Here is a 23710-nt window from a genome sequence, read left to right as displayed (position 1 = left end):
GCGCCAATAGGCTCGTTGGTATGGAACGGCTGGAGCTCGAAAACGCCACGGAGATCGAAGTGCTTGACGGACAGATATCCGTGGAGGAACTCCTGGCTGAGCTCGGCTTCGAATGGCGTGCCGGCACCACCCCAAGTGGAACCAACGCCCCCTTCAGCCAGCCGGCCCTCTTCTAGCCTCCAACTGTCCTGCCCGCGCCCGTCAGCTCCCCAGCGCGCGCAGACCGTCCCGGTCCAGGACCACCGACGCGTCCAGGAACCGTCCGCACTTTTCGCCGAAGGGGTAGTTGGCCCGCGGCCGGAACGTCAGCGTGCGCACCGGCAGCGCGGAGCCGTCCGTGGCGGTGCCGGTGGCGGTGACATCGATGGCTGATTCGGTCAGGACATCCAGCATGAGCAAACCAACCTTGGTGCCATCCGGGGAGGAGGTCGCGGAGCAGGCACCGTAGGCATCGCAGCCCTGGTCGATGGAGACGCTGCCGGGGCGAAGCTCCAGCTCCCCTTCCTTGCAGTCGCCGTCCTGGCACGCCTTCAGGTGAACGGACCTGACATCAGGGGCGTAGCTCGCGGCAACGGTCACGGAAACCACGGTTGCCTGGGCGATGGCCGGGCACGGCGGGGCGTAAGGCTCGCACGCGGTGGCGAGCCCCGCCGTCGTCAATAACGCGATCAGCAGCCCTGGCCTGCCCATACCTTCAGCGTAGGGCTGCCGCGGGCGCCCGTCGAGGGTGCTCAGGCAGGCAGCCGGTAGCCGCCGCCGTCGAGCTCGGCGAGGCCGTCCGTGACGAGTCCGGACAGGGCTCGGTCCAGCTGTTCCGGGGCCGTGTTAAGCCGGTGGAGGGCGGCCAGCGGCACCCCGATCCCGGCAGGGGCAAAGCCAAGGTCGGCGGGTTCCTGCCGGAACATCTCCGCCGGAACGGGCACCTCCGCCAACCGCAGGACCGCCATCACGGCGCCGCGGACCTGCCGGTCGGTGCCATGCCACGCCTGGCCCTTGGGAACGTACGACGGCGGCGGCTCACCTGCCGCAAGCCACGCACACGCGTGCCGTACCGGGCAGTCGCCGCACTTTGGCGCGCGGGCGGTGCAGACCACGGCGCCCAGCTCCATTACCGCAGCGTTCCAGCGCACGGAGCTGCCGTCGTCGTCCGGCAAAAGAGCCGAGGCCAGGCGCATCTCCGCCGCGGTAAGGGCAGGAGCGGGAAGCGCCGCTCCGGAAACCAGCCGGGCGTGGACGCGGCGGATGTTGGTGTCCACCACGGTTTCCCGGCGGCCAAAGGCGAAGGCGGCTACGGCAGCCGCTGTATAGCTGCCAACGCCGGGAAGCGTGAGCAGTTCGGCGTAGTTTCCGGGCACTTCGCCGCCGTGGTCGAAGACGATTGCGGACGCTGCCGCGTGCAGCCGCAGCGCCCGGCGCGGATAGCCCAGCCGGCCCCAGTGCCGGACCGCTTCGCCGGAAGGTTCGACGGCGAGGGCAGCCGGGGTGGGCCAGCGCCGGAGCCACTCCTGCCACACCGGGAGGACGCGGACCACGGGGGTCTGCTGCAGCATGATTTCGCTGACCAGGACGCCCCACGGGGAGCAGGATGCGTGCCGCCAGGGCAGGTCGCGCGCGGTCTCGGAAAACCAGCCGGTGATGTCCTCATGCAGGCGTGCCAGGTGGTCAGGACCAGGGGCGGCTCCGCCTGCCGGCGCGGCCGAGGGGGTGCCGGCAGGCGCAGCGGTGTTTCGGGGAAGGGCGGTGTCAGTGTCGATTCCAACACTGTAATGGATCGCCACGGGTGCCCGGAAACGGATCTTCCCGGGCTTGGAACCGCCGTTGTGACCAGCGCAATGGTCCGCCCCGGCGTGGTCCGGGGGTGGAAGCCGGGGCGAGTCTTTAGCCTAGAAGGATGGGACGGGAAGGCAATTCATCATCACGGGGCAAGGCCGGGTCCGGAGCATCCGCCGTACGGAAGCCGAGCGCCGCGGTCTACCGCCGGCGTCGGCTGTTCCTCGGCGGTGTGCTGCTGGCCGTTGCCGCGATGGTGGCCGGGGGCATGGCTGCCGGTGGCGTCTTCGACGGACGTGAACAGGTGTCGTCGGCCGGCCAGGCAGCGCCTTCAGCCACGGCTTCGTCCTCGCCGGCGGATACCCCGTCTCCCACTCCCACGCCTTCCTGCGACCAGAAGCTGGTGACCGTTACCGCGGCCACGGATAAGGCTGCATACGGCCCGGACGAAAAACCGCTGCTCACCCTGAAGGTGACGAACGGCGGAAAAATTCCCTGCAAGGTGAACATCGGCACCTCACAGATGGAATTCCTGGTCACCAGCGGCGAGGACCGCATCTTCTCCTCACGCGACTGCCAGGCCAGGAGCGAGGACCTGATCAAGGAGATCGCCCCGGGCGCCAGCGAGACGGCCAACTTCCCGTGGTCCCGGAACCGCACGGTGGAAGGCTGCCGGGCGATCGATGCGAAGCCGGGCGCCGGCGGCGCGTACTACGTGTTCACGGCGAAGCTCGGCGCCAAGACCAGCCCCAAGGCTGTCTTCCAGCTGCACTGACCCTCGACGGGGTTTACAGGAACCGGTCCAGCAGGCTCGCCTCGGCCATCCGGCTCAGGCCCTCGCGGACCGTCCGGGCGCGCTGGTCGCCGATGCCGTCCACCGTCATGAGGTCGTCGATGGTGGCTGCCATCAGGAACTGGAGCCCGCCAAAGTGGTCCACCAGGCGGTCGGCCACCGCCTTCGGCACGGCCTTGAGGCCCGAGAGCAGCCGGTAGCCGCGCGGCTGGACCACAGCATCGAGCGTTTCCACCCCGCCGGCGAATCCGATGATGCCCGAGATCTTGCCCAGGTCGATCAGCTCGGTGGGGCCCAGGTTCATCAGGGCATTGACCGCGGCCTCGATGTCCTCCGGTGTGGCGTCAGGCCCGGCGTAGTCGCGGATCACCACGTCGCTGCCCGGACCCCGCCCGGCGGTCAGTTCGTCGAGCTGGAGGGACAGCAGCCGTCCGTCCTCGCCAAGTTCCAGGACGTATTGGGAGATCTCCTCCGAAATCCGCCGCACCATTTCCTGCCGCTGCAGGGTTACCGCGACGTCGCGGACGGTGACCATCGCCTCGATTTCCAGGGCGGAGAGGGAGCTGGTGACCTGGTCCAGCCGGGACCGGTAGCGTTCCAGCGTGGCCAGGGCCTGGTTGGCGCGGGCCAGGACCTTCTCGGAGCCCTCCAGGACGTGGCGCAGCCCGTTCACGTAGAGGGCGATGATCTGCATGGACTGGCTGACCGAAATCACCGGAACCCCGGTCTGGATGGCCACGCGTTCGGCGGTCCGGTGGCGGGTGCCGGACTCATGCGTCTCGATGCTCGAATCCGGCACCAGCTGCACGGCGGCCCGCAGGATGTTGCCCGCGTCCTTGTCGCAGATGATGGCGCCGTCCATTTTGGCCAGTTCGCGCAGCCGCGTGGGGGAGAAATCAATCCCGATGTCGAACCCGCCGGAACAGATGGAATCGATGGTCCGGTCAGAGCCGAGCACGATCAGCGCGCCGGTCCGGCCCCGCAGGATGCGCTCCAGACCGTCACGCAGGGGGGTTCCGGGTGCTACCCTGCCCAGAGTCGCCTTGAGCGATTCTTCGGGGCTCCGCGCCATAGGTTTTCCCTTCAAAGGTGCGGACCGCCGCCCGCAGGAATGCCGGCTTGGGTGCTCCGCCGGCAGGATTCAAAAGTGCTCTGATTCCCGCAAGCTCCATGATAGAGGTAAGAGTGCCCGCATTCCGCATGTTCAAGCCCCAAAGTGCCTCATCGGGCCGCCTTGGAAACCCCGTCAGGAACGCGTTCGACGGCGGGCTGCGGCACGTCCATTTCGCTGCGGTTCCGCCGTTGGCTCAGCCAGCCGGGGAGGATTATCGCGCAGTGCGCGCTCACAGGGTTTTTCGATGTATCGGTGAGCAAGCCATGTGATGCCCGCCGCGCAGATCAATGCAGGCAGGGCGAGCGGCCAGGGCAGCCCCTGCGCCCCCCGGCCAACGAGAAGTCCGACCGTCCCCAGGACGAGGTAATGGACCATATAAAAGGCGAAAGAGAGCTCTCCGAGCCTTACCAGGGGCGGTGACGTTAGCAGGCGGCTGGTACCGGAGAGCTCCCGCCGGGCAGCCGACCAGATCAGGGCAACGATGGCGGGCAGCATGAGCGATTGGCAAACCCACCAGAGGCCCACATACACATTGGCTGCCAGGACCGTAAGCATGAGCCCTGCCGTGGCGAGGCCAGCAACCAGCAGCTGGATCCGGTGGGCAGGGACATAGCCCGACTTGAGGAGCAATGCCAAGGCCACCCCAATCACGAACTCGGGAAGCCGGTAGGGCGGAAAGTTGTAGGTGAAAAATTGCGCCGCCCAGGCATTGATCTCCGTCCCCAGAATGAACTGGAACGCAGTTCCTACTGCGGGTTGCAGCAGGCTCAGGAAGACGATGGTGCCCAACAGTTCGCGGCTGTTGAACCGACGCATCCTTGCCAAAAGTGGCGGCAGGAGGAGGTAGAAGAATGCTTCGGCTGACAGGGACCACGCGACGGGGTTGAACGACGGAGCCGACGAGGGCCACCACGCCTGGAGAAGGAGCAGGCTGTGAAGGAAGGACGCCCCACTCGAATTCCGTGCCACCGGAATAAGTGCAGCGACGGCGAGCGTCGCTGCACTTAGAGGAAAGAGCTTGGCAATGCGGTTCCGGAGGAAGGTTCCAGGACCGTCGTGGGCCGCTCCTGCCCACGTGAGGACGAAGCCGGACAGTACAAAGAAGAAACTCACACCGATAAAGCCGAGATTCAGGATAGGGACATCGTAGAGGCCGGACGCGTGCATTAGCGCCACGGCTGCCGCGGCAAAGAACCTCAGGCTCGTCAAGGAATCCAGGCGCACGCCCCTGCCCCCGGCCTCACCCCCGGCAAAGCCCGCGACCGTGGTGACGAGGGGAATCATGGCGGGAGCTTTCAGGGTTGCGTGCGGTGTTCGAGTCCCCGGTCAGGGGGCGGCAGCGGGACTTTTCCCTGTGCCTTTTAAGGCTAAGTGAAACGTCGCGCCCCCGGATGGCCAAGAGGGGCAGGAATGACAAAGGAATAGGCGAGGATTTCCGCAGGACGTCGCTTCACCGGTATGCCGCACCGTTGAGGCGCCGTCCCGCCGTCGTGGTTCGTGACCCTGCGATAAACTGGATGCTTGGCTGTTCGGCAGCCTGTATCCCCGGCTGTAGGTTTGAAAGCCCCGCGGCCGCAGTGCCCCGGAGCGCAGCGCCATGAATGGCGCTCCGTTGCCCGGGCAGCCCCAACCGCAGCGAAGGTAGCACCGTGTCCCAAGATGTCCTGACCCCAGCCCGGATCAATGCGATTCACAAAGAGGCCGGCCGCCGCAGGACCTTTGCTGTCATCTCGCACCCTGACGCCGGCAAGTCCACCCTGACGGAAGCGCTCGCCCTGCATGCGAAGGTGATCGGCACTGCCGGTGCCTCCAGCGGCAAGGCCAACCGCAAGGAAACCGTTTCGGACTGGATGCAGATGGAGAAGGACCGCGGCATCTCCATCAGCTCCGCGGCGCTGCAGTTCTCCTACCGGGACACGGTCATCAACCTGCTGGACACCCCCGGCCACGCCGACTTCTCCGAGGACACTTACCGGGTGCTGGCCGCCGTCGACTGCGCCGTGATGCTCGTGGACGCCGCCAAGGGCCTGGAAACGCAGACCATGAAGCTGTTCGAGGTCTGCAAGCAGCGCAACCTGCCCATCATCACCGTCATCAACAAGTGGGACCGGCCCGGCCTGGACGCACTGGCCCTGATGGACGAGATCACCGAGCGCACCGGCCTGCAGCCCATGCCGCTCACCTGGGCCGTCGGCATTTCCGGCGACTTCCGCGGCGTGTGGGACCTCCGCAACGACCGCTTCGCCCGCTTCCAGCGCAACAATGCCGGTGCGCAGATCGCGATCACCGAGTACTTCTCCCCGGAGGAAGCCGCGGCGGACCAGGGCAGCAACTGGTCCGACGCCGTGGACGAGGCCGGGCTGGTCATCGAGTCCAACCTGGAGTTCGACGTCGAGGCCTTCCACGCCGGCCAGGCCACCCCCATCCTGTTCAGCTCCGCGGCACTCAACTTCGGCGTCAAGGAACTGCTGGACGCGCTGGTGGACTTCGCCCCGCCGGCGGCACCCCGCCCGGACGTGGACGGCGCCCCGCGGCCCGTCGAATCTCCCTTCTCCGGCTTCGTCTTCAAGGTCCAGGCCGGCATGAACAAGGCGCACCGGGACCACGTCGCCTTCATCCGCGTCTGCTCCGGCGTATTCGAGCGCGGCATGGTGGTCACCCAGACCCGCACCGGCAAGTCCTTCGCCACCAAATACGCCCAGCAGGTGTTCGGCCGCGAACGCGAGGTCATCGACGAGGCGTACCCGGGCGACGTCGTCGGGCTGGTCAACGCTTCCTCCCTGCGCGTGGGTGACAGCCTCTTCCTTGAGGAACCCGTCGAGTATCCGGCCATCCCGCTCTTCGCACCCGAGCACTTCCAGGTAGCCCGCTCCAAGGACCCCAGCAAGTTCAAGCAGTTCCGCCGCGGCATTGAGCAGCTCGAGCATGAGGGCGTCATCCAGCTGCTCCGCTCCGACCTCCGCGGCGACCAGGCGCCGGTGCTCGCCGCCGTCGGACCCATGCAGTTCGAGGTGGTGGAGGACCGCATGGCGCACGACTTCAGCGCGCCCATGCGCCTGGAGCGCTTGTCCTACTCCCTTGCCAGGATTACGACGGCGGATGCCATGCCTGCGCTGGCGAACGTGCCCGGCGCTGAGGTTCTCTTGCGGTCCGACGGCGAATACCTCGCCCTCTTCACCGACGTGTGGGCGCTGCGCCGGATCGAAAAGAACCACCCCGACCTCACCCTGGTGCCCATCGGCACCCACAACCCCGCGAAGTAGGGCACCTTGAACGCATCACAGCCCCGTGCGGTGGTTACCGGCTCCGGCACCATCAACCCGGTGGGTTCCACCGTTGCCGAAACCTGGGCAGGACTCATCTCCGGCACCTCCGGGATCGCCGCGCTGGACGAGGACTGGGCGGAGCAGCTTCCGGTCAGGATAGCCGGCCGGGTCACCACCGACCTTTCGGAGCGGCTCAGCACCCGCGAGATGAAGCGGATGGACCGGTGCGGGCAGCTTGCGCTGGTCGCCGCCCGCGAGGCGTGGGCGCGGGCCGGTGCGCCCGAGGTCGATCCGGAACGGTTCGCTGTGGTCATCGGCTCCGCGTACGGCGGCCTGGGCTCCACCCTCGAGCAGGACCGCGTGCTCGCGGCCTCGGGTCCGCGCAAGGTTTCCCCGCACACACTGACCCGCCTGATGGTCAACGGCCCCGCCGCCTGGGTGTCCATCGACCTCGGCGCCAAGGGCGGCGCCCGGACCCCTGTCAGCGCCTGCGCCTCCGGGGCAGAGGCGATTGTCCAGGGAGCCGAGATGATCCGCTCCGGTGCGGCCGACGTCGTGATTGCCGGCGGGGTGGACGCGTCCGTGAACGACCTGGTGATCACCGGTTTCTCCCAGATTCGGGCGCTTTCGGGCCGCACCGGCGATCCTTCCCGGGCATCGCGCCCGTTCGACGGCGGCCGCGACGGTTTCGTGCTGGCCGAAGGGGCAGGGATCGTGGTGCTCGAGAGCGAGGCCCATGCACGCGCCCGGGGAGCCGCCGTCCTGGGTGCCGTGGCAGGAGGTGCGGTGACTTCCGACGCGAACGACATCGTCGCCGCCGACCCCGTGATGCAGCGCCGCGTCATGCAGAAGGCACTGGATTCTGCCGGCCTGCAACCGGCTGACATCGGCTTCATCCACGCGCATGCCACCTCCACGCCTGTGGGGGACCGGCTGGAGGGGCTGGCGATCAACGCCATCTTCGGGCCCGACGTGCCGGTCACCTCCACCAAGGGCCACACCGGCCACCTGCTGGGCGGCGCCGGGGCGCTGGCAGCAGTTGTGGTCCTGGAGGCACTCCGCGAGGGCCGGCTGCCGGGCACGCTGAACCTGCAGGCGCAGGACACCGAAGTGGAACTCAACGTCGTGGCGGAACACGTCCGGGCGCTGCCTGCGGACAGCCCGCGCACCGGCCTGGTGAACGCGTTCGGCTTCGGCGGGCACAGCGTCGCCCTGGTGGTCAGCGGCGAATAGCCGCCGCGTCAGGCACCCGGTAGGGCGCCGAGGTGCGCCACCAGCGCGTGGAGGATCGGGACCTGGCCCTTGACCAGCTTCAGGCGGGCGTCCTGTGCGGCGAACCACCGGGCGTCGTCAATTTCCGGGAAGTCCTGGACCCGGCCGGAACCCCTGGGCCATTCGAGGGGGAACGTGTTGCTGCGGATCGCCCCCGGGTCAAACGCTGCCTCGGCGGCGAAAACAGTAATTACTTTGCCCGACGGTTGGCGGAAGTCGCCGAGGTGGGTGTATTCGGCGACGGGAGCGGGAGTTCCCATCTCCTCGTGGAACTCGCGCAGCGCGGCAACGAGCGGGTCTTCATCCTCCAGGTATTCACCCTTGGGAACGGACCATGCACGCTCGTCCTTCCCGGCCCAGAACGGGCCGCCCATGTGCGCGATCCACACCTCAAGCACGGCGTCGGTTCGACGCCGGTACAGCAGGATTCCGGCACTTCGGACAGGCATTCCGGCCCCTTCCTGGTTCCAGCGACGAATTCAGGCCGGACGACTTCAAAATGGCCGCAGAAGTTAACCTGCAGTTCACAGCCCTGCTCTAGGGTAATCCTTCAGGCACTTAGCTCGAAGGGACACCCGTCATGGCCAACATTGCTGAGGTTTTGGGACGGCTGACGCCGGAAGAACTGGATGAACTCCGCGTGCTGGGACCGCAGGGACACCTGCCCCGCCACCTCGTCGATGCGCTGGATCAGGCGGCGGGCGGGCCCGGATCGGGCCGCGGCTATTACGTGCCCACCGGGAACGTCAGCCCCACCGGAGGCCCGTTGCTGGTGTTGCGCAGCGATGTGGCCGGGTGGCTGTTCAATTCCCACCAGGAAAATTCCCATCAGGAAGATGCCGACCCCCGCCCCATCGGCTAGCCGATCAGCAGGCTGAGCGCCTCGGTCAGGTGCTCCACTTCCCGGACGGAAAACCCTGCCGGGATGGGTCCCGGGCCGGTATGGCTGGCGGGAACCACGGCGTGGGTGAAACCGAGCCGGTGGGCTTCCTGGATCCGCTGGTTGATCCCGGGGACGGGCCGGACCTCACCAGCCAACCCCACCTCCCCGAAGGCGATCAGTCGGACCGGCAGCGGTTTCCGCGCCTTGGCGGAGGCCACCGCCAGGGCAACGGCGAGGTCCGTCGCGGGTTCGCTGAGCTTCACTCCCCCCACGGTGGCCACGTAGGAATCGTCCTTGTGCAGCAGGGTCCCGGCCCGCTGCTGGAGCACGGCCAGCAGCATGGACACCCGCGAGCTGTCCAGGCCGCTGGTGGCACGGCGGGGCTGCGAGTTGGGGCTTTCGGCCAGGAGGGACTGCACCTCTGCCAGCAGAGGTCTCCGGCCCTCCATGGTCACCGTGATGCACGTGCCGGAAACCGGGTCCTTGGTGCGGCTGACAAACAGTCCGCTGGGGTCCGCCAGCCCTTCAATGCCGTTCTCGTTCAGGTCGAAGCAGCCCACGTCATCGGTTGGCCCGTAGCGGTTTTTCACTGCACGCAGCAGCCGCAGCCGGGAGTGCCTTTCGCCCTCGAACTGGCACACCACGTCCACCAGGTGCTCCAGCAGGCGCGGGCCCGCGATGGAGCCGTCCTTGGTCACGTGGCCCACCAGCAGGGTGGTCATGTTGCGGCGCTTGGCCGCGGCGATGATGGAGGCGGCCACTTCACGCACCTGCGAGACTCCGCCGGCGCTGCCGTCCACGTCCGCGCTGCTGAGGGTCTGGACGGAATCGACGATGAGGAGCCGCGGCTCCACCTTCTCCACCTGTCCCAGCGCCTGGCCGAGGTCCGTTTCCGCGGAAAGGTAGAGGGAATCGGCGACGGCGTCGATTCGCTCCGCGCGCAGCTTCACCTGCGCGGCGGATTCCTCGCCGGTCACGTACAGGACGTCCTGCGCGGTGCGTGCGAACTTCGCGGCGACATCAAGCAGCAGCGTCGATTTTCCGACGCCGGGCTCACCGGCCAGCAGGATCACGGCCCCCGGCACCAGCCCGCCGCCGAGGACGCGGTCCAGTTCGTCCACGCCCGTGGGCAGGAAAGCCGCCGTAGTGGCGTCTACCTCAGCGATGCGGCGGGCAGGCTCCGCAACGGTGGCGGCCGCCGTCGTACGTGCTACGGCGGTTCCGGTTTCCTCCACGGTGCCCCAGGCCTGGCACTCGCCGCAGCGACCAACCCACTTGACCGTGGTCCAGCCGCATTCGGCGCATTTGTAGGCGGGCGCCTTGGAGGCCCGGGAAGTCTTTGTTGCCATGCGTTCAACCCTAGCGGCGGCGACCGACAAGCAGCCGGCGGCCTGCCAACCGACCCGGCTCAACCTGGGACGTTGCGCGTGACCTGAATCACCGCTATAGTTCAACGTCGAAGGCAATTTCGCCTACAGGATTGTTACTCGTAAGAGGCAAGACCTGAGAAGCACAGCACGTGCGTCTCGGGTCTTTTTTTGTGCCCAAAAATAGACAGAGAGGTCTGACATGGCAACTGTGGACTACCGGTCACTGGCCGGCGACATCGTGGCGGGGGTTGGCGGCGAAAGTAACATTGCCGGCGCCACCCACTGCGCCACCCGGCTCCGGCTCAAGCTGCGCGACGAGGCAAAGGCAGACACCGCAGCCGTGGAAAAGCTGCCCGGAGTGATCACCGTGATGAAGGCCGGCGGCCAATATCAGGTCGTGATCGGAGATAACGTTCCTACGGTCTACGCTGAGCTTGGCAGGATCACCAAAGTCACGGACGGCACCCCCGCCGAAGCGGAGACGGCGCCGCAAGGGAACCTCTTCAACCGCTTCATCGACCTCATCTCGTCCATCTTCTCGCCAGTCATCTGGCCGCTGGCGGCGGCGGGCCTGCTCAAGGCGTTCCTCAGCCTGGCCACCCAGCTGGGCTGGCTGGCACCGGAATCCCAGACCAACGTGATCCTGGCAGCCACCGCTGACGCCCTCTTCTACTTCCTGCCGGTGTTCCTGGCTGTCACGGCTGCCAAACGGTTCAAGACCAACCAGTTCACGTCCATGGCCATCGCTGCAGCCCTGGTCTATCCAAGCATCGTGGCGTTGGCAGGCGCGGGCGCACCGGTCAGCTTCGCCGGCATTCCGGTGGTGATGATGAACTACACCAGTTCGGTGCTGCCTATCATCGTGGCCGTATGGCTGCAGGGTTACCTTGAGCGCTTCCTGACAGGTGTCCTTCCGTCAGCCATCCGGAACTTCACCACGCCGCTGCTCACGCTCCTGGTCATGGTTCCACTGGTCCTGATGACGGTGGGCCCAGTCACCACCTTTGCCGCACAGGGCCTTTCCGCCGGGATCAACGCCGCCTTCACCTACGTGCCCTGGCTCGCCGGCGCCATCATGGGCGGCTTCTGGCAGGTCTTCGTCCTCTTCGGACTGCACTGGGGTCTGGTCCCCGGCATGCTCAGTGAAATGTCCACGCAGGGCTACTCGCTCATGATGGGCCCGCTGCTGGCGGCAGTCCTCGGCCAGGCCGCGGCTACCCTTGCCGTCATGCTCCGTACCCGCAACAAGGCCCGCCGTACCGTGGCGGGACCTGCAGCACTCTCCGGCTTCCTCGCCGGCATCACCGAACCGGCCATCTACGGCGTCAACCTGCCGCTGAAGAAGCCGTTCTACTTCGGCATTGCGGGCGGCATCGTCGGTGGCGCCATCGCGGCGGTCGGCGGCAGCGGCGCCAGCTCCTTCGTATTCCCGTCACTCCTTGGCCTGCCGGCTTTCAGCACCGTGGGCAACTTCGGCCTCCAGCTGCTGGGTACCGGCCTCGCCGTCGCCATTGCCTTCACCCTCACCTTCTTCTTCGGCCCGCGTGAGCTGGAAGCCGCGGACGACGCCGGCGCGCCCCTTCCCGGGTCCGCCGCGGACCCGCTGGAGGCAGGTTCGCCCGTCCCGGTTCAGCCGGCCACCGGCGCGGCCGGACCCGCCGCGTCCGCCGGTACGGCCGGCACCGTGGAGCTCCTGGCTCCCGTGTCCGGTCAGGCTGTGGCACTGGCGGAGGTCCAGGACAAAGTGTTCTCCTCCGGCGCCATGGGCAGTGGCCTGGGCATCGTCCCTGCGGACGGCCGCATCTGTTCACCCATCACCGGAACCATCAAGGCCGCCATGAAGACCGGCCACGCCTTCGGCATCAAATCCGACGATGGTGTGGAGGTCCTGGTCCACATCGGAATCGATACCGTGCAGCTCCAGGGGCGTGGCTTCGAAGCAGCCGTGGTCCGCGGCGACCAGGTCCGGGCGGGCGACCTTCTCGCCGTCGTGGACCTGGACCTGGTGGCTGAAGCCGGCTACGACACCACCACTCTGGTGATGGTCACCAACACCGCCCAACTTGCCAGCGTGACACCCGTGGATGGGGCGTCACTGCCCGGCGGCACCCTGGCGCAGGGCCAGGCCGCCATCAGCGTCCGGCCCTGATGCCGTCACATCCAGCCAACCCCGACTGACAAAGGAACAACTGTGACCACCACTTTCCCTGACGGATTCCTGTGGGGCGGCGCCACTGCCGCCAACCAGCTCGAAGGCGCCTACAACGAGGACGGCAAGGGCCTGTCGATCCAGGACGTCATGCCCAAGGGCATCACGGAGGCCCCCACCGAGGGGCCGACGCCGGACAACCTCAAGCAGGTGGCGATCGATTTCTACCACCGCTATGCGGAGGACATTGCGCTCTTCGCCGGGATGGGGTTCAAAGTGTTCCGGTTCTCCATTGCCTGGAGCCGCATCTTCCCCCTGGGCGATGAGGAAACCCCCAACGCCGAAGGCCTGGCCTTCTACTCCCGCGTTCTGGACGAGCTGGAGAAGCACGGCATCGAACCGCTGGTGACCATCAGCCACTACGAGACCCCGCTGCACCTTGCCCGGAAGTACGACGGGTGGACCAACCGCGAACTGATCGGCTTCTACGAGCGCTACTGCCGCACCCTGTTTGAGCACTTCGGCAGCCGGGTGAAGTACTGGCTCACGTTCAACGAGATCAATTCGGTGATTCATGAACCGTTCCTCTCCGGCGGAATCCCCACGCCCAAGGAGCAGCTCACCAAGCAGGACCTCTACCAGGCGATCCACCACGAGCTGGTGGCGTCGGCCCGGGCGACCAGACTGGCCCACGAGCTCATGCCCGGCGCGCAGGTGGGCTGCATGATCATCGCCCTGCCGGTCTACCCGCTCACCCCGGATCCCGCCGACGTTGTGGCTGCCATGCACACAGCCCAGGACAGCTACGCGTTCGGCGACATCCACTGCCGCGGCGAGTACCCGGGCTACCTGCTGCGCTACTTCCGGGACAACGGCATTGAACTGGAGATCACCGCGCAGGACCGCGAAGACCTCAAAAACACCGTGGACTTCGTCTCCTTCAGTTACTACATGAGCATCTGCGAAACTGCTGACCCCGCCAGGAAGGGCAAGGGCCCCGGCAACATTATGGGCGGAGTGCCCAACCCCACGCTCAAGGCCTCCGAATGGGGCTGGCAGATCGATCCGCAGGGTCTGCGCGTGGCCCTGAACGACTACTGGGACCGCTGGCAGAAGCCGCTGTTCATCGTGGAGAACGGCATGGGCGCCAAAGACCAGCTTGTGGAGGTGAACGGGACGAAAACGGTGGTTGACGACTACCGGATCGCCTACCTCAACGACCATCTTGTGCAAGCGCGCGAGGCGGTGGCCGACGGCGTCCGGCTGATGGGCTACACCTCCTGGGGCTGCATCGATGTGGTGAGCGCTTCGACGGCCCAGATGAGCAAGCGCTACGGCTTCATCTACGTGGACCGCAACGATGACGGCACCGGCACCCTTGCCCGCTACCCCAAAAAGTCCTACGGGTGGTACAAGGAAGTCATTGCCACCAATGGCGCCAGCCTGAACTAGCGGCACCCGGCAGCGCACGACGACGGCTGCCGGGTCAGGAACGAAAGGAGGACGGCGTGGAGGTGCTTCGCGTCTTTAATAACAACGTCGTCCTCGCCCGGGACGCGGACGGCAGGGGAGAGGTCATCCTCACCGGCCGCGGCCTGGGTTTCCAGGCGAAGCCGGGGCAGGAGGTGGACCGGGCCAAGGTGGTCCGGGTCTTCGTCCCGGAAGACGGCCGCAACGCGGACAACTTCGGTGCGCTGGTGGCCGCCATCCCGCCGGAACACCTGATGCTCGCGGACCAGGCGCTGGAGATCGCCCGCGGCGGGATGGCGGCGCCGTTGAACTCCACTACCGTCGTGGCGCTCGCGGACCACCTCAGCTTCGCCATCAAGCGGCTGCGCCAAGGCCTGTTGATCGAATACCCCCTCCGCGCCGAGGTGGCCCATCTCTACCCGGACGAGCTACGGATGGCCCAGCAGATCGTGGATTTCGTCAACAGCAGGCTTGAGGAGCCGCTGCCGCGCGATGAGGCGGTGGCGGTGGCCCTGCATCTGGTCAACGCGGGTTTTGCCAGCGGAGACCTTTCCTACACGTACCAGATGACCGGGGTTTTCGCGCAGCTGTTCGAGGTCCTGGAGCAGGCCTACGGGCGGGCGTTCGACAGGGAAACCGTGAACGCCGCCCGGTTCATCACACATCTGCGGTATTTCTTCGTCCGTGCCCACACCGGCAGGCAGCTGGCCGAAGGGGCCACCGGCCTTGGTTCCGCCATCCGCACTGCCTACCCGGACGCCTACGGGACCGCCCTGAAGCTGCAAGCCGTGCTGGAGCTGCGGCTGAGCCAGCCCCTGACCGAGGACGAGGTCACCTACCTGACCCTGCACGTGGCACGCATGGCCGATGACCTGAGGCTCCAGCAAGCAGCCGATACCCAGGGCTGAGCACCGTCACAGCGCCGGAAGCACGTCCCGAGCTTCCTGCGCGTCCATCCCGGTGGCCTCCAGGAGGTCCACCATCAGCGGCCGGTACAGCATCACCACGGTCTCGCCCTCCAGCCGCTCCACTTCCAGCAGCTTGGGATGCAGCCGCAGGGCGATCTCGCTGAGTTCCTGCCGGGCGGTGCGCAGGTGGGCGCGCCGAACGCCGTCGTGCGTTTCCGCCAGGCCCAGCGAAAGCTCGTCAATCGCGGCAGCGGTGTCCTGCAGAACCTCTGCGATGTTCTCGGTGGCAGCATCCGTGAGGGCGGCGTGGTTGATGGCACTCGTGAGCCGCCGCGCGAACACCCGGCTGTTCCGCAGCGCCAGGTCGATGAAATCAAGCGATTCCGTGAGCCGCTCCAGCTCCTCGCGGTGCCTCCGGTACGCGGGCGCCAGGGTGGCCACCTCGCCGGACGAGCGCAGCGACTGGCGCATCGCGTCAACCAGGGGCTGGCAGTTCCGGCCGCGGATCAGCGCATGCCACGCCTGGGTGGAATCGCTGTTGACCAAGGCCGTCCCGCAATCGCGCAGCACCTCAGCCAGCTCGTGGAGCAGCTTCCGGACGTCCCTGCGGGGTTCGCGGCGTGGATCCTTCGGAATCAGGATGGTCACCAGCAGGGCGAACAGCCCGCCCACCACGGCGTCTATACTGCGCGTGAACGGCCCGCCGTCGGGGGCCGGCAGCAGCACCACCAGGAGGGACTGCAGCCCCAGCTGCGTGGTGAAGATCGTGCCGCTGTCCAGGAAGCGGGCCAGCAGGATCGAGAAAAGAAGCACGACGGCGGCCTGCCAGATTCCGCCGCCCAACCAGTGGAGCAGCAGGTCACCCACGGCGATGCCGATGGTGCAGCCCAGGCCCACCTCCACGACACGCCGAAGCCGCGGTTCACGGGAGAACCCGAGGGCGATCAGCGAGGAGGTGGCGGCGAACAGCGGGCCGGAGTGACCCAGCACGTACTCGGCAAAGGCGTATGCTCCCACCGCGCAGACCGTCATCTGGACGGCTGGAACCAAGGAATTCCGGCTCCGGATAAGCCCGGTCTGGACACGGCCGCGCAGGAACCGTCTGCCTGCTGAGAGTCCTGCCGAGGGCGCCATGGGCCCCAGTCTATTTCGTGGCCGCCCATACGGCCTGAAATGTGATCTGCGCAACGGCGACCCGGCATTTGTAAACTAATGTGGTCTGCGCGTTCACCTTCCGTTCACCTTGGACGGCCAATCCCGTTACCTGGGGCCCATAAGTTTTTTCGAGGTACAAAACGTACGCATCGCGCAACAGGGCCCCTCCAGTCCTGTCCCGCACCTGAATAACCCTGGAAGGGGTACATCTGTGAAGGCACTCCGCTTCGGCCGCCACGCGGCTATCGCTGTTATCGCAGCCGGCGCACTCGCGCTTACGGCATGCGGTTCAGACAACGCCACGGGCACCAACCCCGGCGGCGACCAGGCGTCCGGTGGCGCCAAGGTAACCGGCACCCTCACCGGCATCGGCTCTTCCGCCCAGGGCGCAGCCATGGACGCCTGGAAGACCGAGTTCGCGGCCGCCAACCCCGGCGCCACTGTGCAGTACTCCCCGGATGGTTCCGGCGCAGGCCGCAAGGCCCTCCTGGACGGCTCCGCCCAGTTCGGCGGCTCCGACGCCTACCTGAAGGACGACGAGTACGAAGACTCCAAGAAGGTCTGCGGCCCGGACGGCGCCCTGAACATCCCCGTCTATGTTTCCCCGATCGCCGTTGCGTACAACCTGCCGGAGGTCAAGGAACTCAAGCTTGACGCTGCGACCACGGCCAAGATCTTCCGCGGCGAGATCGCCAAGTGGAACGACCCCGCCATCGCTGCCCTGAACGAAGGCACCACCCTGCCGGACCTCAAGATCACCGCGGTGCACCGTTCCGACGACTCCGGAACCACCAAGAACTTCACCGACTACCTTGCTGCCGTTGCCCCCGAGGCATGGACGGACAAGGCTGATGGCGAATGGCCGTCCAGCCTGAAGGGCGAGAACGCAAAGGGCACCTCCGGTGTGGTCAAGGCCGTCACCGACACCCCCGGCGCCGTCACTTACGCTGACGACTCCGCCGTGAGCGGCAAGCTGGGCGTTGCCCAGATCAAGGTGGGCGAGTCCTTCACCACCATCTCCGCCGAGGCGGCTGCCAAGGCCGTTGACGCCGGCAAGCCCGTGGAAGGCCGTTCGGCGAACGACCTCTCCATCAAGCTGGACCGGAAGACCACTGCCGAGGGTGCCTACCCGATCGTCCTGGTCTCCTTCCACGTGGTTTGCTCCACCTACGCTGACCAGGAGACCGTTGACCTGGTCAAGGCCTTCGAGAACTACGTAGTGTCCGAAGAGGGCCAGCAGGCGGCAGCCGATTCCGCCAAGTCCGCCCCGCTCTCCGCCGAGCTGGCCGAGAAGGCTGTCAAGGCTATCGAGTCCATCAAGGTAAAGTCCTAATTACCGCACTAAAACCGGGTTCCCCGCACAGCCGTGAGGCAGTGCGGGGAACTTGGCATTGAAGCCGCACCCCCACGTTTCAGTACCTCCACGATGGAAGGGCCGTCGAATGACCGCCACAACCCTGACCAGCACCCAGGGCGCCGGCCGCGCCGGGGACAAAGTCTTTTCGGGCGCAGCACTGGCCGCCGGCTGCCTCATCCTTGCCGTCCTCTTCGGCGTCGCACTTTTCCTGGTGGTCCAGGCCATCCCGGCACTGACCGCGCCGGCCGAGGAGATTGGCGGCGGTGAAGGATTCTTCGCCTACATCTGGCCAATCGTCATCGGCACGCTCATCGCAGCCGCCATCGCCCTGGTGATCGCCACCCCCATCGCCATCGGCGTTGCGCTCTTCATCTCCCACTTCGCCCCGCGCGGCCTCGCCGCAGGCCTGGGCTACGTGGTGGACCTGCTGGCTGCCATCCCGTCCGTGATCTACGGCGCGTGGGGCGCGGCGTTCCTGGCAAAGGAAATTTCCCCGGCTTACAACTGGCTGGCGGCGAACATGGGCTGGCTGCCCATCTTCCAGGGACCGGCCTCCGCAACCGGCAAGACGATCCTTACCGCCGGCATCGTGCTCTCCGTCATGGTCCTTCCCATCATCACCTCGCTCTCCCGTGAAATCTTCCTGCAGACCCCCAAACTGCACGAGGAGGCCGCCCTGGCGCTCGGCGCCACCCGGTGGGAAATGATCAAGATGTCCGTCCTTCCGTTCGCCCGCCCCGGCATCATCAGCGCGGTCATGCTCGGCCTGGGCCGCGCTCTGGGTGAGACGATGGCCGTGGCGCTGGTGCTGTCCTCCGGCGCCCTCACAGCCAGCCTGATCCAGTCCGGCAACCAGACCATCGCCGCGGAAATCGCGCTTAACTTCCCGGAGGCGAGCGGAATGAAGGTCAGCACCCTCATTGCCGCCGGCCTGGTCCTGTTCATCATCACCCTGGCCGTGAACATGGTCGCGCGCTGGATCATCAGCCGGCACAAAGAATTCTCGGGAGCCAACTAAATGACCTCCACGCTTACCCCCGTGCGCAGCAAGCGCTCCGCCCTGACCAAGGGCCAGCTGCCGAAATATGCTCCCTACACGGTGCTGGCCGCAGCCCTGATCGCCGGCGCAGCCATCATGGCGCTGGTGGGCTTCAATGTCTTCGGCTGGGGCATCGTCTCGGCCATCCTGTTCGCCGTGGGCCTGGTGTCCTGGAGCGCAGCAGTGGAAGGATCCCGCAAGGCCAAGGACAAACTGGCCACCTGCCTGGTGGTGGGCTCCTTCCTGATCGCGCTGCTTCCGCTGGTTTCCGTGATCTGGACTGTCCTGGTCAACGGCATCCCGGGCCTCGTGACTCCAGGCTTCCTGACCAACTCCATGAACGGAGTCACCGGTGTCTACGACAACAAGGCAGTGGAGAACGGGAGTCCGGTCCTGGGCGGCATCTACCACGCGCTCCTGGGCACCGTGCAGATCACCCTGCTGGCCACCGTGATCTCCGTTCCGGTGGGCCTGCTCACCGCCATCTACCTGGTGGAATACGGGAACGAGGGCCGGCTGGCACGGGCCATCACGTTCTTTGTGGATGTCATGACCGGCATCCCCTCCATCGTGGCCGGCCTCTTCGCCGCCGCGTTCTTCTTCGCGGTGGTGGGCCCGGGCACCAAGACCGGTGCGGTCGCCGCCGTCGCGCTTTCCGTCCTGATGATCCCCGTGGTGGTGCGCTCCAGCGAGGAAATGCTGAAGATCGTCCCGAACGAACTGCGCGAGGCCGCCTACGCACTCGGCGTCCGCAAGTGGCGGACCATCCTCAAGGTGGTTATTCCGACGGCGATCTCCGGTATCGCCTCCGGCGTCACCCTGGCGATCGCCCGTGTGATCGGCGAGACGGCACCCATCCTGGTGACCGCAGGATTCGCCACCAGCATCAACTCGAACGTGTTCGGCGGCTGGATGGCGTCCCTGCCCACCTTCATCTACACCCAGATCCTCAACCCCACCTCGCCGGCCAACCCGGACCCCTCCAACCAGCGTGCGTGGGGCGCGGCCCTGGTGCTGATCGTCCTGGTGATGGTCCTGAACCTCGGCGCGCGGCTGATCGCACGGGTATTCGCACCGAAGACCGGCCGCTGACCAGCAGTTCCGCTCCGTTCGCCGGACGCCGGCCCTTCCACTCCTCCGGGCCGGCTCCTAAACTTCAATTCATACCCAGTTAGTGAAGGAACACCATGTCTAAGCGCATCGACGTCAAGGACCTGAACGTGTACTACGGCGACTTCCTTGCCGTGGAAGACGTGACCATCAACATCGAGGCCAAGTCGGTGACCGCCTTCATCGGCCCGTCCGGCTGCGGCAAGTCCACCTTCCTGCGGACCCTGAACCGCATGCACGAGGTCATCCCGGGTGCCCGCGTGGAAGGCGACGTCCTGCTGGACGGCGACAACCTCTACGGTCCCGGCGTTGACCCCGTGACGGTGCGTTCGCAGATCGGCATGGTGTTCCAGCGGCCCAACCCGTTCCCCACCATGTCCATCCGGGACAACGTCCTGGCCGGCGTAAAGCTGAACAACAAGAAGATTTCCAAGGGCGAGGCTGATGTCCTGGTGGAGCGCTCCCTCAAGGGCGCCAACCTTTGGAACGAGGTCAAGGACCGGCTGGAGAAGCCCGGCTCCGGTTTGTCCGGCGGCCAGCAGCAGCGCCTCTGCATCGCCCGCGCCATCGCCGTGGAGCCGCAGGTCATCCTGATGGACGAGCCCTGCTCCGCCCTGGACCCCATCTCCACCCTTGCCATTGAGGACCTCATCAATGAGCTCAAGGACCAGTACACCGTGGTCATCGTGACGCACAACATGCAGCAGGCGGCACGCGTCTCGGACCGCACCGCGTTCTTCAACATCGCAGGCACCGGCAAGCCCGGCAAGCTGATCGAGGTGGGGGACACCCACACCATCTTCAGCAACCCCACCCAGAAGGCCACCGAGGACTACGTCTCCGGCCGCTTCGGATAAAAAGCCGCTATCCCGGGATTTCCAGTTGGAAGCCGCAGTGGCAGCGCAGCACCCGGACCGGCAGTGACAGGGTGTTGAGTCCGCCGCCGGTGGCACTGCTCCGGTAGCAGAGCCGCTCGACCTCAAGTTCGGCCTCCTCCATCGGGAAGCCGCAGTGCACGTAATCGTCGCCGAAGAGAACCACCCGGGCCATCCAGCGGACCTGGTGGAGGGCGGCGGTCACGTCAGAGGCGTAGGCCGGATGTTCCTGGAACCTCTGGCAGTCCGCGCAGGTGTAGGAAACGGTGACGAGTTCGCTGTTGCCTGTCTCCATGGCGGTGATCGCATGGATGGTGAGCCGGTGTTCGGTCCCGCAGGACTCGCACCGAAGTTCCCTGGGGCGGGGCATGGGGTGCCGGGGATCGGAGTTGGACAAGGCGCCTGCTCTTTTCCGCCAAGTGCATCAGTACCGCCGGTGGCTGCAGCGGCGCGGCTCCGGGCCCAGCACGCGGCCCGGACGCACGTACCCGGCAGCGCGGCCGCCGGGACGCACTTTTGAATGTACGCCACCGCCGTCCGGGTGTATAGGGGCCGGGTGTATCGGGGAAATGGGCCCGGCCGCCGCTACGGCCGGCCCGCCCAAGGGCAGCACGTCATGGCAGCGCGGACGGCAGCGGAGAGAGCGCCAAAGCCAGGACGAACGCCAGCGCGGCCGTAGCCAGCGGCGTCAGCACCCAGAGGGCGACGATGCGGAACACAAGCTTCCGGCTGGTGACGGAGAAATGCTGGTTCTCACCCGCGCCCAGGGCCGCAGCGGTCACGGTGTGTGTACTGGACAGCGGCCAATGGAACACCACAGCCCCCAGGAGCAGCAGGAGCGCGCTGTGGATCTGCGCCACGGAGCCCCGCAGCGGGTCGATCCGGGTGATCTTGTAGCCCACTGTGTGGGAGATGCGCCAGCCGCCAAACAGCGTCCCGGTGCTGATGAGCACAGCGGTCAGGAGGGCCACCCACACGGGGATGCCGCCGCCGTCGTCATAGCCGGCGGCGAGCAGCGCCAGCAGCAGCACCGCGCTGATCCGTTGCCCGTCCTGCAGGCCGTGCCCGAATGCCACTGCACCCGCCGCCACGGCCTGGCTGCGCCGGAACCGCTGGTTGACGACGGACGGCTGCGTGTAGCGGGCACTCCAGGTGGCGGGGTAGACCAGCAGGAAGGCGCCGCTGTATGCGATCAGCGGGGACAACAGCAGGGGCAGGACCACCTGAAGCAGGAGGGACTGGTTGACCCCGGCCACCCCCGGGCCGCCTACGACGAGGCTCGCCAGGGCGGCGCCGGCCAGCCCGCCCACCAGCGCGTGCGTCGAGGAGGCCGGAATTCCGCGCCACCACATCAGGATTCCCCAGCCGCAGGCACTGGCCAGTCCCGCGGCAAGGATGGTGAGCCCGTCCGTCCCGCCCGGCAGGCTGATCCAGGTCCGGCTGATGGCCACGGCAAGGCCGGCGCTCAGCAGGGCGCCCACGAAGTTGAAAAAGGCGGCCAGCAGGACAGCGACGCTGGGGGTCAGTGCCCGGGTGCGGACTGCCAGTGCCACGGACGTGGACGCGTCGCGGAACCCGTTCAGGAAAGCGAATCCGGCGGCCAGCAGGACCACCACGCCGAATATGACCGGAGCCACCTCACGATTCCTTGACGATGATGCTGCCTACCTGGACGGCGATCCGCCGCATGTCCTTGGTGACCTCCACCAGCTGGTTGGCAATGTCGCGGTTGCGGGAGTACTGCGCCCACTTCATGTCGTTGATCATGTCCGCGACCCACAGCCGGTGCGTCCGTTCGGCCCGCTTGGCGAGACGGAGGATTTCGATCCAGTAGTCCTCAAGATCGTCCAGGTTGTCCAGGCGGCGCATGGCGTCAACGGTGAGCTCGGCCTGCCGGCTGATGATCTCCAGCTGTTCGGCGGCGCGCCTGGGCAGCCGCTCCAGCTTGTACAGGCCCACCAGCTCGGCGGCTGCGTCCATCTTTTCCATGGCTTCGTTCAGGTAGCGGGACAGGGCGTACATGTCCTCGCGGGGGAGCGGGTTTACGAAGCTGGTGCGCATATGGGTGAGAAGAGCGAAGTTCAGTTCAGCGGACTTGGCCTCGTGGTTGTGCATGTCCTCCACCAGCCGGCCCTGCTCCGCTGCCGGGACGCCCAGGATCTCCGCGAGCGTGCCGGCGGCCAGCACGATCTGCTGTGCCATCTGGGAGAGAAGGTTCAGCCCGGCGGGCTCCTGGGGGAAAAGGCGCAGCTTCACGCGCTTACTCTACCGGCAGGCCATGAAAACGGGCGCAAAAATGGTGCCGAACCGGATACGCCTCTCGGCGGTAGGCCGCTCTAGGCGGCTAATTGTTGAAGCCCGGGGGTTTCGCGGTTCGGCACCAGTTTCAGTGTTCTACGATGCCTGGCCCAAGTCAATCTTGACAATTGGGGGCAGCGGGGTGGTGCCGCCGGTTCAGTCCAGCTCACCCAGGCGCCACGCGTTGGCGGCGTGCTCCAGGTCCTCCGCCGTCTTCACCAATTGGTGGGAGCTGCGGGTGAGCTTGCTGGCGTGGGCCTCATTGGCGTGCTCGGCACCATCGGCGAGTGTCGCCTGGCCGAGCGCGATGACGCGGCAAAACGCGGCGGAACGTTCCAGCGCGACGTCGAATTCGCCGTCGAACGCCCCTGAAAGGATGGCGTCCGCCATCGCTGTCATCTCGTCCGCCCCGGGCGGCTCGGCAGCGCCGGCCACCACGTTGGAAACCTGCGCCGTGTCCTTTCCGGCGCGGAAGTAGACCGAGATGCGCTCCGGATCGCGGACGGTGGCGGCGCGCAGTGCGTACAGCCGCCACAGGGCTCCGGGCAGCGAGCGGGCCGGACTTTCTGCCCACATTTCCGCTATCGCCTCCAGCCCCTGCTCGTCCGCGAGCTTCACCAGGCGCTCGGTGACCACAGGATCGTCGCTGTCCCGGCCGTGGCGGACCAGGGCCTGCGCGGCGAGGTGGGCGGCTTCCGAGACCCGGGCGGGATCCGCCCCGCCCGCGAAAGGCTCGAAGTCAACCGGGGCAAACGGCTTGGGCTTGTGGTGCCGGTTCGCGCCGCCATACGGACTGGATCCTGGTTGCTCGCTCATGCCCCCACGCTACTCCTGTGCCGCGGTGGAAATCGAGCATCCGGCCGCGCACCATGGGCGCGCTT

At 66.8% G+C, this 23710-nt stretch carries 23 protein-coding genes; 12 read left to right on the top strand and 11 right to left on the bottom strand.

Features of this window, described 5'->3' with window-relative positions:
* Positions 1-20: 20 nt before the first annotated feature.
* The gene (locus ACIQCM_RS11020) at positions 21-176 is read left to right on the top strand and encodes a hypothetical protein (RefSeq protein WP_400607640.1); all 156 of its coding nucleotides are present in this window, start codon (positions 21-23) and stop codon (positions 174-176) included.
* Between the two features lie 25 nt (positions 177-201).
* On the opposite strand, the gene ACIQCM_RS11015 is transcribed toward ACIQCM_RS11020, so the two are convergent.
* Both ACIQCM_RS11015 and ACIQCM_RS11010 read right to left on the bottom strand, forming a co-directional pair.
* Positions 202-690: a hypothetical protein gene (locus ACIQCM_RS11015; RefSeq protein WP_400607639.1), complete on the bottom strand. Its 489-nt coding sequence runs from the start codon at positions 688-690 to the stop codon at positions 202-204.
* Positions 691-731: 41 nt separating this feature from the next.
* The gene (locus ACIQCM_RS11010; RefSeq protein WP_400607888.1) at positions 732-1658 is read right to left on the bottom strand and encodes an A/G-specific adenine glycosylase; all 927 of its coding nucleotides are present in this window, start codon (positions 1656-1658) and stop codon (positions 732-734) included.
* A gap of 233 nt (positions 1659-1891) precedes the next feature.
* Here ACIQCM_RS11010 and ACIQCM_RS11005 point away from each other — a divergent pair, with 233 nt between their 5' ends.
* Positions 1892-2545 carry a hypothetical protein gene (locus tag ACIQCM_RS11005; RefSeq protein WP_400607636.1) on the top strand — a complete coding sequence of 218 codons (654 nt, stop codon included), beginning with the start codon at positions 1892-1894 and terminating at the stop codon, positions 2543-2545.
* Positions 2546-2558: 13 nt separating this feature from the next.
* Here the strand turns inward: ACIQCM_RS11005 and disA are convergent, their stop codons facing one another.
* Together disA and ACIQCM_RS10995 are read right to left on the bottom strand one after the other, a co-directional pair.
* Positions 2559-3635 (bottom strand): DNA integrity scanning diadenylate cyclase DisA, encoded by a 1077-nt coding sequence (gene disA, locus ACIQCM_RS11000; protein ID WP_400607634.1) that lies wholly within the window; start codon positions 3633-3635, stop codon positions 2559-2561.
* Positions 3636-3809: 174 nt separating this feature from the next.
* Positions 3810-4961 (bottom strand): acyltransferase family protein, encoded by a 1152-nt coding sequence (locus ACIQCM_RS10995; RefSeq protein ID WP_400607631.1) that lies wholly within the window; start codon positions 4959-4961, stop codon positions 3810-3812.
* 365 nt (positions 4962-5326) lie between these two features.
* On the opposite strand from ACIQCM_RS10995, the gene ACIQCM_RS10990 reads away from it, so the two are divergent.
* On the top strand, positions 5327-6940 hold the full coding sequence (locus tag ACIQCM_RS10990) for a peptide chain release factor 3 (protein ID WP_400607629.1): 1614 nt from the start codon (positions 5327-5329) through the stop codon (positions 6938-6940).
* Positions 6941-6946: 6 nt separating this feature from the next.
* Complete coding sequence (locus ACIQCM_RS10985; RefSeq protein ID WP_400607627.1) at positions 6947-8176, top strand: beta-ketoacyl-[acyl-carrier-protein] synthase family protein; 1230 nt, start codon at positions 6947-6949, stop codon at positions 8174-8176.
* Between the two features lie 8 nt (positions 8177-8184).
* On the opposite strand, the gene ACIQCM_RS10980 is transcribed toward ACIQCM_RS10985, so the two are convergent.
* Positions 8185-8664, bottom strand: a complete 480-nt coding sequence (locus ACIQCM_RS10980; RefSeq protein ID WP_400607626.1) for an NUDIX domain-containing protein — start codon at positions 8662-8664, stop codon at positions 8185-8187.
* Positions 8665-8795: 131 nt separating this feature from the next.
* On the opposite strand from ACIQCM_RS10980, the gene ACIQCM_RS10975 reads away from it, so the two are divergent.
* The gene (locus tag ACIQCM_RS10975; RefSeq protein WP_400607624.1) at positions 8796-9077 is read left to right on the top strand and encodes a hypothetical protein; all 282 of its coding nucleotides are present in this window, start codon (positions 8796-8798) and stop codon (positions 9075-9077) included.
* Here the strand turns inward: ACIQCM_RS10975 and radA are convergent.
* Complete coding sequence (radA, locus tag ACIQCM_RS10970) at positions 9074-10447, bottom strand: DNA repair protein RadA (RefSeq protein ID WP_400607623.1); 1374 nt, start codon at positions 10445-10447, stop codon at positions 9074-9076. The two genes, ACIQCM_RS10975 and radA, sit on opposite strands and share 4 nt — an antisense overlap.
* Before the next feature lie 220 nt (positions 10448-10667).
* Here radA and ACIQCM_RS10965 point away from each other — a divergent pair, with 220 nt between their 5' ends.
* The 3 genes from ACIQCM_RS10965 to ACIQCM_RS10955 are packed head-to-tail and all read left to right on the top strand — an operon-like array spanning position 10668 to position 14995.
* On the top strand, positions 10668-12617 hold the full coding sequence (locus ACIQCM_RS10965) for a beta-glucoside-specific PTS transporter subunit IIABC (protein ID WP_400607621.1): 1950 nt from the start codon (positions 10668-10670) through the stop codon (positions 12615-12617).
* Between the two features lie 42 nt (positions 12618-12659).
* Positions 12660-14069 (top strand): glycoside hydrolase family 1 protein, encoded by a 1410-nt coding sequence (locus tag ACIQCM_RS10960; RefSeq protein ID WP_400607619.1) that lies wholly within the window; start codon positions 12660-12662, stop codon positions 14067-14069.
* Between the two features lie 56 nt (positions 14070-14125).
* Positions 14126-14995, top strand: coding sequence for a PRD domain-containing protein (locus tag ACIQCM_RS10955; protein WP_400607617.1), 870 nt, complete (start codon positions 14126-14128; stop codon positions 14993-14995).
* Between the two features lie 6 nt (positions 14996-15001).
* Here ACIQCM_RS10955 and ACIQCM_RS10950 read toward each other — a convergent pair whose 3' ends face one another.
* The gene (locus ACIQCM_RS10950) at positions 15002-16129 is read right to left on the bottom strand and encodes an aromatic acid exporter family protein (protein ID WP_400607614.1); all 1128 of its coding nucleotides are present in this window, start codon (positions 16127-16129) and stop codon (positions 15002-15004) included.
* A gap of 232 nt (positions 16130-16361) precedes the next feature.
* On the opposite strand from ACIQCM_RS10950, the gene pstS reads away from it, so the two are divergent.
* The 4 genes from pstS (at position 16362) to pstB (ending at position 20513) form a co-directional block, all read left to right on the top strand.
* Complete coding sequence (pstS, locus tag ACIQCM_RS10945) at positions 16362-17483, top strand: phosphate ABC transporter substrate-binding protein PstS (RefSeq protein ID WP_400607611.1); 1122 nt, start codon at positions 16362-16364, stop codon at positions 17481-17483.
* Between the two features lie 109 nt (positions 17484-17592).
* On the top strand, positions 17593-18525 hold the full coding sequence (gene pstC, locus ACIQCM_RS10940) for a phosphate ABC transporter permease subunit PstC (RefSeq protein WP_400607609.1): 933 nt from the start codon (positions 17593-17595) through the stop codon (positions 18523-18525).
* Complete coding sequence (gene pstA, locus ACIQCM_RS10935; protein WP_400607608.1) at positions 18526-19638, top strand: phosphate ABC transporter permease PstA; 1113 nt, start codon at positions 18526-18528, stop codon at positions 19636-19638.
* Between the two features lie 95 nt (positions 19639-19733).
* Positions 19734-20513 (top strand): phosphate ABC transporter ATP-binding protein PstB, encoded by a 780-nt coding sequence (gene pstB, locus ACIQCM_RS10930; protein WP_377216547.1) that lies wholly within the window; start codon positions 19734-19736, stop codon positions 20511-20513.
* Positions 20514-20520: 7 nt separating this feature from the next.
* Here the strand turns inward: pstB and ACIQCM_RS10925 are convergent, their stop codons facing one another.
* The 4 genes from ACIQCM_RS10925 to ACIQCM_RS10910 all read right to left on the bottom strand — a co-directional run bounded on the left by ACIQCM_RS10925 (position 20521) and on the right by ACIQCM_RS10910 (position 23645).
* Positions 20521-20928: a hypothetical protein gene (locus ACIQCM_RS10925; RefSeq protein ID WP_400607606.1), complete on the bottom strand. Its 408-nt coding sequence runs from the start codon at positions 20926-20928 to the stop codon at positions 20521-20523.
* Between the two features lie 217 nt (positions 20929-21145).
* On the bottom strand, positions 21146-22168 hold the full coding sequence (locus ACIQCM_RS10920) for an anion permease (RefSeq protein ID WP_400607604.1): 1023 nt from the start codon (positions 22166-22168) through the stop codon (positions 21146-21148).
* A gap of 1 nt (position 22169) precedes the next feature.
* Positions 22170-22787 carry a DUF47 domain-containing protein gene (locus tag ACIQCM_RS10915; RefSeq protein ID WP_400607603.1) on the bottom strand — a complete coding sequence of 206 codons (618 nt, stop codon included), beginning with the start codon at positions 22785-22787 and terminating at the stop codon, positions 22170-22172.
* 198 nt (positions 22788-22985) lie between these two features.
* The gene (locus ACIQCM_RS10910) at positions 22986-23645 is read right to left on the bottom strand and encodes a hypothetical protein (protein ID WP_400607601.1); all 660 of its coding nucleotides are present in this window, start codon (positions 23643-23645) and stop codon (positions 22986-22988) included.
* Between the last annotated feature and the right edge of the window lie 65 nt (positions 23646-23710).

Source organism: Pseudarthrobacter sp. NPDC092439, from assembly GCF_044754945.1.
Taxonomy (GTDB): domain Bacteria; phylum Actinomycetota; class Actinomycetes; order Actinomycetales; family Micrococcaceae; genus Arthrobacter.
This window is presented reverse-complemented; position numbering and strand designations above follow the sequence as displayed.